The sequence below is a fragment of the Pseudoalteromonas sp. MB41 genome, assembly GCF_020966275.1.
Lineage (GTDB): Bacteria > Pseudomonadota > Gammaproteobacteria > Enterobacterales > Alteromonadaceae > Pseudoalteromonas > Pseudoalteromonas lipolytica.
On record NZ_JAJJZF010000023.1, the window covers coordinates 1 to 14,269 of the forward strand.

At 42.0% G+C, this 14,269-nt stretch carries 11 protein-coding genes; 2 read left to right on the forward strand and 9 right to left on the reverse strand.

What is annotated here, in order from left to right; translation table 11 throughout:
* The 3 genes from LPA49_RS17530 to pbp4b all read right to left on the reverse strand — a co-directional run.
* A partial coding sequence (locus tag LPA49_RS17530) for a helix-turn-helix domain-containing protein (protein ID WP_218640583.1) occupies nucleotides 1–249 on the reverse strand: 249 nt, incomplete at its 3' end.
* An 88-nt stretch (nucleotides 250–337) separates the two neighbouring features.
* Nucleotides 338–1,714 (reverse strand): Na+/H+ antiporter NhaC family protein, encoded by a 1,377-nt coding sequence (locus tag LPA49_RS17535; RefSeq protein ID WP_036970533.1) that lies wholly within the window; start codon nucleotides 1,712–1,714, stop codon nucleotides 338–340.
* A gap of 94 nt (nucleotides 1,715–1,808) precedes the next feature.
* Nucleotides 1,809–4,256 (reverse strand): penicillin binding protein PBP4B, encoded by a 2,448-nt coding sequence (gene pbp4b / locus LPA49_RS17540; protein ID WP_230237365.1) that lies wholly within the window; start codon nucleotides 4,254–4,256, stop codon nucleotides 1,809–1,811.
* Nucleotides 4,257–4,596: 340 nt separating this feature from the next.
* Here pbp4b and LPA49_RS17545 point away from each other — a divergent pair, with 340 nt between their 5' ends.
* Both LPA49_RS17545 and LPA49_RS17550 read left to right on the forward strand, forming a co-directional pair.
* The gene (locus LPA49_RS17545) at nucleotides 4,597–5,442 is read left to right on the forward strand and encodes a MurR/RpiR family transcriptional regulator (protein WP_036970537.1); all 846 of its coding nucleotides are present in this window, start codon (nucleotides 4,597–4,599) and stop codon (nucleotides 5,440–5,442) included.
* 374 nt (nucleotides 5,443–5,816) lie between these two features.
* Entirely contained in the window at nucleotides 5,817–8,858 is a 3,042-nt protein-coding gene (locus LPA49_RS17550) for a TonB-dependent receptor (protein ID WP_230237367.1), read from the forward strand.
* A 318-nt stretch (nucleotides 8,859–9,176) separates the two neighbouring features.
* Here LPA49_RS17550 and LPA49_RS17555 read toward each other — a convergent pair whose 3' ends face one another.
* The 6 genes from LPA49_RS17555 to LPA49_RS17580 form a co-directional block, all read right to left on the reverse strand.
* Nucleotides 9,177–9,449, reverse strand: a complete 273-nt coding sequence (locus LPA49_RS17555; protein ID WP_319633316.1) for an energy transducer TonB — start codon at nucleotides 9,447–9,449, stop codon at nucleotides 9,177–9,179.
* Nucleotides 9,403–9,543 carry a hypothetical protein gene (locus LPA49_RS17560; protein WP_155950841.1) on the reverse strand — a complete coding sequence of 47 codons (141 nt, stop codon included), beginning with the start codon at nucleotides 9,541–9,543 and terminating at the stop codon, nucleotides 9,403–9,405. The genes LPA49_RS17555 and LPA49_RS17560 overlap by 47 nt, the downstream gene beginning before the upstream one ends.
* Nucleotides 9,544–9,642: 99 nt before the next feature.
* Nucleotides 9,643–10,821 (reverse strand): exo-beta-N-acetylmuramidase NamZ domain-containing protein, encoded by a 1,179-nt coding sequence (locus LPA49_RS17565; protein ID WP_036970543.1) that lies wholly within the window; start codon nucleotides 10,819–10,821, stop codon nucleotides 9,643–9,645.
* Nucleotides 10,821–11,756 (reverse strand): N-acetylmuramic acid 6-phosphate etherase, encoded by a 936-nt coding sequence (gene murQ / locus LPA49_RS17570; protein ID WP_036970545.1) that lies wholly within the window; start codon nucleotides 11,754–11,756, stop codon nucleotides 10,821–10,823. Before murQ ends, LPA49_RS17565 begins: the two co-directional genes overlap by 1 nt.
* Complete coding sequence (locus LPA49_RS17575) at nucleotides 11,746–12,657, reverse strand: BadF/BadG/BcrA/BcrD ATPase family protein (protein WP_051501818.1); 912 nt, start codon at nucleotides 12,655–12,657, stop codon at nucleotides 11,746–11,748. The genes murQ and LPA49_RS17575 overlap by 11 nt, the downstream gene beginning before the upstream one ends.
* Nucleotides 12,658–14,232, reverse strand: a complete 1,575-nt coding sequence (locus LPA49_RS17580) for a sodium:solute symporter (RefSeq protein ID WP_065978428.1) — start codon at nucleotides 14,230–14,232, stop codon at nucleotides 12,658–12,660. It abuts the gene before it with no gap.
* Nucleotides 14,233–14,269 lie beyond the last annotated feature (37 nt).

Here is a 14,269-nt window from a genome sequence, read left to right on the forward strand (position 1 = left end):
GAAGAAAGCACTGGTATAACCGAGTGACCAACTGTTTGCTGTCATCGTTTTTAACACTTCTACCTTAAATGCTTGAGAATAAGGTTTGTGAACAGACCTGAAGCTTTCAGCGCCATGAATTCGATAAATAGCGGTCCAATATCGGACCTGCCTATCTGTAACATTAAATCTGTTACTTACTGTCGAAGAGCTTTCAGACAAAGCGAGCTCTGCTATTTTGAGCTTAAAAGCTCGATGATGTTTGGACATAAAAAGACCCCCAGTAATTGGAATGTCCAACTATTGGGGGTCACTTCATTTCTCTGTGGTTTTTTATTGTTTGCTTAAGGGCTTAAAGTTACAAAACCAAAATACTGGTTACCAAATAAGCGATAAAGGTTAATGCGCCGCCGAATAAGGCGTAAGGCATTTGAGTTTTAACGTGGGTTAATAAGTCACACCCAGAGGCAATCGCCGATACCGCACTGGTATCTGATATTGGCGAGCAGTGATCGCCAAACACACCGCCACCTAGAATGGCAGCAATAACCAGTGAAGGCGGTAAACCTAGCGCTTGAATAAGCGGCACACCAATTGGAATAAGAATGGCAAATGTGCCCCACGAGGTACCCGTAGTGAATGAAATAACCGCTCCGGTTAAAAATAGCACTGGCACAACAAGGTAAATAGGTAAGAAATCACCCACAAGCCCCGCTACAAATACACCGGTGCCTAAGTCTTTTAAGCTCGCACCAAGTGTGAGTGATAACAAGACAATTGCAACCAGCGGTAATAATTCACCCATGCCTTTAAACCCAATATCAACAAGCTTATGGTGAGTAAAATCACGAGAGCTAATCATTAAAAAGTAAGCGACTACACAGGCTAAAATGGTTGCATACAACACTGATTTTGAGCCACTGCCACTAGCAATATCGCCATCGCCAGTCCAGAACATAAAGCCAACCATGCTGCCAATTAAGGTAATAAGTGGAATAAGCATGTAACGCGCTTTTGAGCCTTTAACTTCTTCTGCTAATTCGGTTTCTTGCTGCTCAAAGTTCTCTTCGGCTTGTTTTAATGGCCCATGTACTTTGTCGAAAGTAATGGTATAAAACACGATGAGCAAGGTGATAATCGCATAAAAATTATAACCAATACTGCCCCACAGTACCGAAACAGCAGACTCTTCCATCTCGTAGTTACCAAGTAGGCCAAGCACATACGCACCCCAGCCGTTAAGTAAAATTAAAATACACACGGGTGCACTGGTACTATCAATAATATAGGCAAGACGCGCCCGGCTCATTTTAAATTTATCAAATAAACCACGCGATAAAATACCCGAAGTTAATACGCTCAAGTTCGATTCAATAAACACCGCAATGCCCGAGAACATGGTTAAATAACCCACTTGGCGCTTACTCTTAGCAACACCTTTGTTCATTAATAGGTTTACGGTTGCTGCCACACCGCCAGATTCACGAATATAGGCAAGCAGTGCACCAATCAAAATACTAAAAATAAGAATACGGCTGTTACCCGCTGAGCTCGCGACTTCGATTACCCGTTCAATGGTATTGATAAAAGTGTAAAACACACTATTGCCTTCACCATTGAGGGCTAGCAAAAACTCAGACGACGCAACGGCGACCAATAAAGCCATGATCACTTCTTTGCGCCAAAACACAATTAAGATAGCAATCAAGGGTGGTAAAATTGAATACCAAGACATAAAAACCCTTTTAAATTAAGACCAATATTTTATTTTTATTATGCAAAAACTCGCTAAGCTTAATGGCTTTGCCGCTAAACTCAACTTAAATCGACTAGTGATTTAATATACTCTCATAAATCAGTGAGATAATTGAACCATACTTACCTGTTTCAAAACGCTTTCCGACAAATTCATAATTTTTATCGTTGCCCTCAATAGGTGTGTGACGGGCATTGGTAAGTAACACGATGGCAAGGTCATACTCGGGGTCAATCACAGTAACGGTGCCGGTCCAGCCAGTATGACCATAGGCTCTTGGGCTGGCATACGGGCCAAAATGCCATGTGCGTGCTTGGTGCCCTGCTCTTCGCCAGCCTAAGCCATAGGTTTCGTCGCTGGCTTGAGGCTGAGTAAATTGCGCGAGTACTTGTGGGGTAAATAACTGTTTATTGTCGTAGCCACCGCCGTTAAGCAGCACCTGCATCAATACCATTATATCGCCAGCCGTACTAAAGAGGCCTGCATGCCCTGCTACGCCCCCTAAAGCATAAAAGGCTTTTTCGTCATGTACTTCACCTTGCAATACATCGGTACGAATATTGTCAAACTCAATACGCCCGCCACGGGTGTTGCCATTTATTTCAGTTGCAGCAATCTGCGACGCTAAAAATCCCTTTTGCAAAGGGTTGTACACTGTGTGTGTTAACCCTAGCGGCTGATAGAGTTGGCTTTCGACATAGCTGTCGAGAGGCATACCGCTAATGCGCTCAATCAATACGCCTAGCAACATGTAATCAATATCTGAATAGAGGTGCTTTACATTACGCCCCGCCACAAAAGGCACTCCTGTAAGCAGTAAATTTTTGGTACGTAAACTGTTTTGCGAGAAAAACCGTTCGCCAAATTTATTATCTTTACGGTGAAAATCAACCACTGCAGGGTAACCTGCGCTATGCGTGAGCAAATCCTTTACTAAACGCTGCTCTCGACCGCTGCCTCTAAATTCTGGCAGGTAATAAAACAATGGTTTTTCTACATCTAACTTACCTTCGCTTGCAAGTTTCATTAACGCAAAGTTAGTAGCAAACATTTTTGAATTCGAGGCAATGTCGAATAAGGTATCGTTTTTCATCGCTTCAGGCGATGCGAGCAACGTGCCATCTGCATGGTACTTTTTAGCAGCGCCATAGTGGCTTAATTTAATTAACTCACCCTCTTTAATAACGCCAAGCACAGCGCCAGGAAATCCTGCGGCGACTTCTTGATTTATCAGCTCATCAACAGCTTTAAAACGGTCTTTATGTGTGTTTTTAATCAATGTTGGGTAAGGAAACCGCAATGTTAAGCTCGCCCCCTCTGGTTGAACATTGTCAACTTTAAAGGTGTTAATACCGTTATGAGTGCGTTTCGCTAAGCTGTATTGATATACTTTTTCAGCTGTTAATGGTGATGCGATATTAATTTTTTCACCATTAATATAAATATCAGCACTGCGGGCATCGTGGTTTTCAATGATTATTTCACCACGTCCCTTATACGCTTGAAACGTGCCTCGGTTATTTACTAACTCACGGCTGCTGGGGTCGAGCGATGGAATACGTACGACAACTTGTGCATTCGCAAGCACCGTTGTCTCAGGCTCCGTTGCCAGTTGCTGTTGCTGATACTCTTTAAACAGTCTCTCGCACTTTTTAGGAAAATACTTTTCTAATAAAGCAAACAGTACAGCTGCACTTCTGGCATCGTTATTACCGCTAACATGCCAAGGTAAAAAGTGCATTTGAAAGGCGCTCAACGCATCTAATGTTTGTGAATCAAGTTGCCCCGTTGCAATCACCTCGTAACCGTAGCTGCGCATGGCTTTTTGCATTAACTCTGTCGAAGGTTTCGATGCGCTAAATAACTGCCAATACTTATCGACCGTGTCGCTGTCGTACCACGCGCCAATACCCGCTTTATATAATTGATACCAAGGAAAACGCGGGCCAGGATCATTTTTACGACTTGGCGCAATGTCTGAATGCCCTACAATTTGAGTTGGCCCAATATCTGGATTGCGTTTAAGAATATCTTTGCTTAACGTAATTAATAATTCAATTTGCTTGGCATCATAATCAGGATAAATACACAGCTTGCTTGCATCATTTTGCATTGCAGGCGAACTATGCTCAGGAATATGACATGTAGGCACATTCACTATTTCAATGCCAATGGAGTGATCGTTTAAATCTTCACGTCCTTGCCAGTAACTTCGTCCAGCATGCCATGCGCGATCGTTCTCATCAACAAGTTGAATAATTTCTAATTTATCGTGCGGATAACTTGAATCGCCCGACTCCGGTAATAAATAATGTGAGCTTAAGCCCCCTTCATCCACTAAAGCTCGCATCGACTTTTCGTAATCAATCGCGGTGTAGTGCATTACTAAAAACTTAACGCGATGACTGTAGTTAGCTGACTGGGTAAACGTATATTGATTACTGGCACAACTGACTAAAAGCGCAGCGCCACTGAGATAACACAGCTGTTTAAGTAATGTTTTTAAAGAGGAAAAACTCATAACAGTTTCATACCTGAAGTTTTAAGCATTGACGATTCACTGCAATACAGTAGCAACACCCACTTAACATGTAAAATATTTTATTTTAAGATCCAAGAATAAAAAGCATACATTATCGCTACCTCACTAAAAATGGTGCTATCTCAACAAATAATGTTGTATCTATTATGGAATAAAACTATATTATTCCATCTAAATTAAGAAAAATATTCCAAAGTTAATTCGAGTAAAACAAAAATAATTCGTCGTTTGTACTTAATTTTGCGTCTTGGCGCTTAATATTCTCGATTGAAAGGTTTGTATTACACAAAGAATAAGTTAACTAACAAAGTGAGCCCGAATGTCTACTTTTGTAAAAATTAAAGCCTTACGCCAGTCTTTGTCGAGCAGCGAAGCAAAACTAGCAGATTTCACATTAAACTCGGCCAATGCGATTCGTAATTTATCCTCTGTTGAATTAGCAAAAGTGGTTGGTGTAAGCCAATCAAGCGTGGTTAAGTTTTCACAAAAATTAGGTTACAAAGGGTTTCCTGCTTTTAAGCTAGCCGTTATCGATGCCCTAAACGATGAAAGCAGCGAGCCCAAGTTACACGGTAAAATTACCTTAAACGACTCTCTTGAACAAATTGCCGAAAAATTACTCAGCAGTAAACTGGCCGTTTTAACTGAAACCAAAAACCTTAACGAAGCGCCTGCAATCGAAAAAGCGGTTGAATTATTAAAATCAGCTAAACGTATTCTTATTTGCGGTTTAGGTGGCTCGGCGCTGGTTGCCAAAGATTTCTCTTATAAATTACAAAAGCTAGGAATGCCAGCTATCGCTGAACCAGACGGCCACGCCCAACTTGCCTACGTTGCTACGTTTTCAAAAGGTGACTTGGTTATTGCGATTAGTGAATCGGGGATGACCCGTGAAATTGCTGAGGTCGTTAAACAAGCTAAGAAAAACGACAGCGCAGTGATCTCAGTCACTAAGTTTGGTAGTAGCCCCGTCGCAGACTCAGCAGATGTAAAACTCTACTCTGTTGCTGAAGGTGAATCAGTAAGGCTGTCATCAATTTTAGCCCGAACTGCACAAGATTTTGTCATTGATATTCTGTTCATTGCACTGACTCAATCGAGTCGACAAGGCAGAAAATTACTAGAACATTCTAATGAAGTTGTAGGCGAATTTAAGAATAACTAATTTTTAAATACAGACTATAAACCTAAAAAAGCAGCGAAAGCTGCTTTTTTTATGCCTTTATTTAGCAACTAAATTTGCACCTCACCTTTCTTGTTATGTATTGATTTTTATAAGCTAATAAAAAATAAAGCGTTCATAATTTCTTACAAAAAAGACCCCTCACATTCCGTATGCTCTTAAAAGCAAATGAACACAAACAATTACCCAATAAAGGTAATATATTTTATTCCACAAATAACCGTAAGTAACAAAAAAATATTCTTGACCGATTCTTCTAACAGCTGTTTAATGTATAGGCAACATAATTTTAAAGTTCATAAGTCTCAATTGGGTAAGCAGTCCAACAAAGCATATAAATATAAGGACGGGAAACAATGAAACAACATGCATCCTCACTCGTAATAAGCTCCATAGCTAAAGCGACACATAATGCACTTCGCGCAAAGAAAACAGCTCTAACAGGTGTTGTAATGGCCGCGGCTTTAGCCAGCGCACCAGCCTTTGCTAATTTAACCGGTGGAATCAAGGGTAAAGTATCAACACCAGAGGCACAGCAGTCTCTGGCGGGGATCACGGTAACGGCAAAAAGTAACGTAATGCCGAAACCACGCACTGTTGTGACTCGTGAAGACGGAAGCTACGACTTACCCCAACTAAAACCAGGGACTTATGAACTCACTTTCACCGATAAAAACGGGGTCACTCAAACGATGACCGTTGATGTTTTGCTTGAGCAAACATCGAGCCTTAACGTTACCGTCGGTGGCGCAAATGAAAATGTTGAGGTCATCACCATTACTGGTAGTAAATTATACCGTCAGGGTAAGTCAGCTCTGACCAACTCACTAGGCGAAGAGGCAATCAACAACGTGCCAGTGGGTCAAGACTACCGAGACCTATTAAAACTTGTACCAGGTGTGGAGCTTTCGGCGAACACAGTTTTAGGTCCGTCAGCAGGTGGTTCAGGGGTTGATAACTCATACGGTTTTGATGGCGTAAATGTTTCTATGCCAATGTTTGGTAATTTAGCGTCAGAGCCTTCGACCCATGACGTGGCGTATGTCACCATGGACCGCGGTGGTGCTAAAGCGGTAGGCTTTAACCGTTCAGGTGGCTTCTCAATCAATACAGTATCAAAATCTGGTACTGATGAATTTCACGGTAACGTTGAATACAAAGCACAACCGAAGAGTTTTGTTGCGACCCCTATAGGCGAAGAAAGTTATGAGATGGATAAAAGCTGGTTAACTGCAAGCCTAGGTGGACCGCTGATTGAAGATACACTGTACTTTTATACCTCGTATTATCGCCCTGAAGAAACGAAGGCTAACAAGAATACAGCTTATGGCGAAGTAAAAGACTATGAAAGTATCCGTGACGAATACTTCGGTAAGCTTACATGGGCACCGACCGACGATATTTTAATTAATATTTCACAACGTACCTCTGATAAAGAGGTAAAAGGCGATTCAATAGGCGCTTACGAAACTGACAGTGTATCTGTTGGTAGCAAAGCCGACCAAGATATCTTTACGTTAGATGGCTCTTGGATTTTAGGCTCTGCAACCACCCTGTCATTCCAATACAGCAAGTTTGAATTAGAAACAGGTTCTAAACCAGATACTGAGTTGAGTGTCGTACCTTCGTTAAATAGTCAGCTTGATGTTAACAACCTTACTCAGATGGGCTATTTTTCGGTGCCAAAACCAAGAGAATATGTCTCTAAAGAAGGTTTCACAGAAGAGCAAATCGCTATTTATAATGCCGGAGCTACCGCATTAATTAATACTTATGGCTATCTTGAAGATGGTGTAATGAAAGGCAGCGGTGGTGTTGGCGCTTATTCACAATATGACAATATAAACTTCTATCGTGATTCATTTGAACTCAACTTAGAACATGAATTTGATTGGGGTGACACGTACCATACACTCCACTTTGGTGCCAAATGGGAAGAAAGTGAAGAACAACTTACCCGTTTATCAAATGGCTGGGGGCGCATCTCTTACCTTGGCGGTTTAGTTGATGCTGATGCAGATACGGCAGGCTTTGACCCTGCAGATGCTATATATCGTGCACATGTGCAACAAATGAGTCTGGCAACTGAAGATGGTACAACTGTTTCTGGCATAAACTCAGAAATGCGTAGTATCAATTTTGAAATAAACGATACCATAGAACATGGTGACTGGACTTATAATATCGGTTTACTCGTAAGCCAAGATACGTGGTACGGGCAAGGTTTAAAAGCGAAGTCAGGCACCGTTTCAGGTTATGAGTTGGCTCCAGGACAGAAGTACGAAATGTATAAAACAGACTGGAGTGATATGCTGCAACCTCGTTTAGGTGCAACTTGGACGTACTCAGATGAAGACTCAGTCTTTGCAAATTTCGCAATTTATAATCCTGAAGCGAGTTCACTCGCTCGTGCAGCCTCGTGGGACCGTAATACGCGCTCAGAAATTGAGCTACTTCTAGATGAGTCTGGCAACATTCTTTCTGCATCACCTCGACGTGGTTCATCAGGTAAAGCATTCCAAGAAGGCATGAAACCTCGTCGTATCAATGAATTCACGCTTGGCACAACGAAATATGTGGGCTCTGATTTAGTATTACGTGCTCACGTACGTCACCGTAAAGGTATGCATTTTTGGGAAGATATGCCTAACAATGCACGCTTAACTGATTACTCAGGCGTTGATGCCGAAGGTGTGCCACAACATATCGCAGATAAAGGCCTTTATGTTGAAAACCTTGCCGATATTATCGATGAAATCGGTGGCTCATCGTATGTAATCGCTGAGGTTGATGGCGGCGAAACGAAATACTGGGAAGCCAGTATCGAAGCTGAATACCTAGGTGAAAACAGCTATATCAATGCTTCTTATGTGTGGAGCCATTACTACGGTAATTTCGACCAAGACAATACCACGACAAGTAACGATGCAAATAACTTTATTGGCTCATCATACTATGGTGATGGCCGCGGCCGTTACTCATGGGATAACCGTTACGGCACACTTTCAGGAGATAAGCCGCATAAGGTTAAAGTCTATGGTTACTACACTGTGCCTTGGGAAGCAAACATTGGTGCGTACTTTGTATTCCAGTCTGGTCAAGCTTGGGAAAACTGGGATGGAACTATGTATGGTTATCCGACAAGCCATGTTAGTCGTTATGCAGAACCTGCTGGTTCTCGTAGAACAGCAAGCCACTGGCAACTTGACTTGAACTACACGCAAGACTTTACGTTCTCAGGTGACATGGAACTACAATTCCGTGCTGACTTATTTAATGTCTTTAACCGTCAAACTGGTTACAACAAAAACCCGTATGTACTTGATGAAAACTATGGTGAATCACGCAGTTACTATAATCCACGTAGTTTACAGCTTTCAGTTAACTTCAAGTTCTAAACCAATCAATCCTGTTGGGGGCCGCATATGCGGCCCTTTTTCATCCCTTTTAATCTAAATTGTACAAAACGTTCTTGCTTCATCTAAATGAATGGCCTGCTTCATCAAATAATCAATCTGTACCGTACGTTTAATACCATTCCGCTTAATTAAGTGGCCTATTTTGAGGCAATAAAACCGCGTTGATAACAAGGCAAAAATTTAGTTATTTAGTTGTTCTCGGCAATTGCTCCTGCATTGCTCTACCTCCTGCATCCATGCAGTCGTAAATCAGAAATTTTTAACGCAGGTAGCGACTGGTTTGATCACTCAAAATGATTAAGTATTTTTGCGGATTGGTATAATAGCGTGTTGCTGGCTGTTTTTTGATGTTGCTTGCCAGTGCCAGTCACTAAGTGCTTCACGCGATTCACTAATAAACATGCCTGCGGGGAAACTTTCTAGAAAGGTAATATCTTTGCTATTCCCGTGTTGATCAATCGTAATAATGAAGCGTGCACTGCCCGCTTTTTTGGTCATCTGTGCCACTTTAGGATAACTAGGTTTAGTTACGCGTTTTAATGCCCATAGCTCGATCTGCAGCGCTTTTATCGGCGCTTAAGTCAAGTATACGTGCAGCCTTGCTAGGGACCTGTGAGCAGCCAGAGAGTAAGGCAAATACTGCCGCACAAAAATAGACCTTCATAATACATCCTTTTAATTATTCAGGGCCTAAATTTACCACAGCCGTCAAAAAGTGATAATAAAAAAAAGAGGCAAGTGCCTCTTTTTGAAATATATTTTGTTATTGATACAGTAAATAGGGCTGTCGCTTACGTTTAAATGCCGCAAGCTCAGTTTGCCAACTCTGTTTTATTTGTTGCTCGGTTTGTCCCGCCTCAATCGCTAAACGAAGCTTATCTGTGCCCGCTAACTTATCCATAAACTCAGCACGTTCAAAAAATAACTGCTGTGAATCGGTTAGTTGTTGATAAGCAGCAATAAATAAACTTAAATCTAAGCCATGCATGTTTGAATCACGTAAATCTTGACCAAAAACCTCAACGTCTTTGAATTTAGGGTTCATTGATGCCCCTTTAATCGCACGTGGCGTAAAACTAAACTCTCCTAGTTTTACAGGTGAATAGCCGACGACTTGGAACGGAAAATCAGTTCCACGACCAATGGTTATGGGTGTCGCTTCAAAGAAGCATAATGATGGATAAAGCTGAATAGATTGAGCATTTGGCAAATTAGGGCTTGGTTTTACTGGCAAGTCGTAAGTAATGGTGCGCTTATAATTCGCCACCGGTACCACTGATAGCTGAAGTTCAGCTGCGTTATTTATCCACCCTTCGCCTTTAATCATCTGTGCAAGCTCAGCAACCGTCATACCATGTAAAACGGGAATTTCATGCATCCCCACGAACGAACGGAATTTGGGATCTAAAATTGGCCCATCGACATAAGCAATGTTCGGATTGGGTCTATCAAGAACAATAAATGCTTTACCGTTTTCAGCAGCCGCTTCCATCATATAATGCATTGAACTGATGTATGTATAAAAGCGCACACCGACATCTTGGATATCAAAAATAATAACATCCAGATCAGCCAGTGCTTCTGGGTTCGGTTTTTTATTGCTGCCGTATATAGAAACAACATCGATACCCGTTTTGGCATCTACAGTACTTTTTACATGGGCACCCGCATCATGATCGCCTCGAAAACCATGTTCCGGGGCAAATATTTTACGCACCACAACCCCTTTTTCGAGTAAAAAGTCGACTAAATGTTGACCATTAATTTCTGACGTTTGATTGACAACTAAACCAACGCGCTTGCCTTTAAGTTCTGGCACATAGGCTTGATAGTTAACAGCCCCCACTTGTAATGGTTGTGCTTTTTCTGGCACATTAACTGGCGTTTCCTTACAACCAAGTAATGCTAAACAGCTCACAATTAAAATGGCTAAAAAACGCATTATTCCTCCACCGCTTTACGTAAAAACCCATTCGCTTGGCAAAGCAGCTGTTTTGCCTCATCTGCAGGCTTACCCGTTAATACAATCAAAATAGCTAATTTGGCACTTTGCTCGGCTTGCTTTAAAGCATCGACAGCTTGCTGCTGTGAGCAACTAGTTGCCTGCATCACTATACGAATAGCACGTGCATGGAGCTTTTCGTTACTTGCATTTACATCAACCATCAGGTTTTTATACACTTTACCGGTGCGGATCATACTGGCAGTGCTTAACATATTAAGTACAAGCTTTTGTGCCGTACCCGACTTCATTCGTGTTGAGCCTGTCACAGCTTCTGCCCCTACCACAGGGCAAATACCAATTTGCGGTAAACGCATCACCGCTGAATCGGGGTTACACGTAATGCCCACCGTGACACACCCTAACGACTTAGCATACTCAATTGCAGCACACACGTATGGAGTACGTCCACTGGCAGCGATACCCACAACGATATCTTTTCCTGTAAGGTTCGCATTTTTTAAATCTTCCACACCAAGTGTGGTGCTATCTTCGGCACCCTCAACAGCTTTTTTAAACGCGGTGTCACCGCCAGCAATAATGCCTAAAACCTGCTGTTCGCTCACACTGTAGGTCGGGGCACACTCAACAGCATCAAGAATACCTAAACGGCCGCTAGTGCCTGCGCCTATATAAATAAGTCTGCCACCTTGTTGAAATGCTTCAACAATATGATCTACTGCTAAGCTTATTTGCGGGATAACCAGCTTAACGGCTGCTGCAACCTTGTGATCTTCATTATTGATTTTTGTGAGGATCTCAGTGGTGCTGAGCAGATCGATATCCAAAGTGTCAGGGTTTTGTCCTTCAGAGACAATACCGTTTAATTCTTCAAGTAACTCACTTTGATGCTTAAAGACGTGCTCAGGGCTCATTACGTTGTCCTTTTTCAATAATGTCATGGTAATGCTTTACCGCTAGTATAGCGGCACCAGTTAATGAATCCCCTTTACAAGGAGATAATTCGTTTTGCAATGTAAGTGGCAATAAGTCTTGGCTCACCTTAGCAAGCCCCCCAATTAAAATTACGGGTAACGGCGATGTACCGCGACTTTTATTAATTAACTCAACCACTGACGTCGTGTGCTCAGTTAATACCTTATTGGCTACTTTACATTCGTTTTGTAAGCTAAACACAAGCGGACTAAAACGTGCATAATCCGCGGGTTTGGCTTGTTTAAGCCAATGACTAATTGCTTGACGAGTGCATCCTAGCTGCTCACTCAAGCGAATCGTTAATCGGCTTTTTGGTAAATCGTAACAATCTATATCGTTTAATAAATACTGTACAGCCATTAGACCAATACGCGCGCCGCCACCAAAGTCATCCACAGTAAAACCCCAACCACCGACTAATTTAGCTTGGTTGTTTGATTGTAAACGCGCACCGACAGCACCTGTACCAAGGGCAACAACAACACAAGGTTCCCCCAAATTTGCACCATAAAGCGATGTAATGGCATCACTCTCTATGCGAAGACTTGCAAACTCAATCTCGTAAATTAGCTTGAGCATTACTTTAACTTGCTCAGCTAATGTGGTTGATGCACCTCCGGCGAGGCCCATTACAGCAACGATATCACTGGCCTTTGCACCACTTTGTTCGCAAACGTCTCGAACAACCTTCACAATATTCTCAACTGCTAAATCAAGATCATTCGAAATAGACGCGGGCCCGCCTTGTGAGCGAAACGTCAATTGTGAGGATTGCTCTGTCAGTTCAGCTAAAACTTTAGTACCGCCACCATCAATGGCTAGAACATAACGCACTGTCATTTATGCAAATGCCTCATTACTTGCTTTGGGTTTGCCAACACAACACACTAATGTTGATAACAAGGTGCCAATACATAACTGCCAAGTAAAACCTAAATAAAAGCGCATCGACTCAGGCAATAACCAATCAATCATATAGGGTTGCATTAATAGCGTAACAACAAAACCAACAATTAATGCAGCGAGCACAGAACCTTCACTGCCGCGTTTTGTAAATAACGTTGTGAAATAAACACCCAATAAACCGCTGTACGAAAACACCATAACGCTTAAGGCAAACTTTAATAACGGCATATCACTGTATTGCTGCCAGAAATAGCAAAGTATTGCCATCAACGCCAACGCTAAACTAACTACTGCCATCCCCACTCTACCAGCTTTAACAAAGTGGTGGTCACTCACGTGTTTATTGGCTTTTTCTAGATACGGGCGATATAAATCTTGCACTATCACTGATGACATTGAGCTCAGCCCCGAATTTAATGTTGATATCGCCGCAGCGATTATGCCCACACTAACCAAGCCTTTAATTCCTGCAGGTACTTCATTTAATACGTAATACATAAAAATAGTAATTTTTTCGCCATTAAACTCTTGTACAACCGCCTCTCCAGCCTGATTATTCATAAGTGTTGGTTGCTGATAAACAATATAAAGCAGCATGCCAATGAAGATAAAAATAGCCATAACCGGTATTACCATCAGCACCGATAGCAATAATGCCTTACTGCCTTCTTTTGGACTCTTACAGGTTAATAAACGCTGTGTCATGTCTTGATCAAGGCCAAATGCTGCAATATTTAACAATACAAACCCGGTTAATACAGAGGCCATATTGAATACCCCTGATGGCGTAAAGTCTAAATCAAACTTAAACAAAGCAAGTTTCGAGTCAGCACCAGGAGCGGGTTCATTTAAGGTGGCTATAATGGTCGAGAAATCGGCAGGAATAATATTCAGCAAACACCAAATAACCGCGATCGCTGCACTAACATAAACAACACTCTGTAAAACATCAGAATAGATAACGCTGCGGATCCCGCCTAAAAAGGTATAAAGTAACCCCGCCAGCGCCAGTACTAAGGTCGCTATCACCACACTGTCGGCATGTATATTGCCATATAAAATCATAGCCACCGCGATGGCTGCCATATAAAGACGCGCACCACTGGCAAACACACGACCAAATAAATACATTAAACCGCTACGGCGTTTAGCTTTTGGGCCTATACGCTTTTCTAACAGCTCATACACTGTGTACACTTTTTGTTGGTAAAACTTAGGAATTAAAAATGCCGACACCACAAATGCCGCAATAAACGCCCCTATATTTGTTGCGATATAAGAAAAATCACCTTGATAACCTTGATCAGGGCCACCAATAAAGGTTGCCGCAGATTGCGACGTCGCCAAAACAGAAATAGCCACCATCCAGGTCGGCATGCTATTTCCACCCAAGAAAAAATCTTGGCTTGAGTTGGCACGTTTGCGATTAAACCACCAGCCACTGAGCAATAAAATTGCGCCATAACTTGCGAATACTAACCAATCGAGTAATGCGTAATTTGCACTCATTTATTATCCTAACTCAAACCTTAATGGAATATATTAT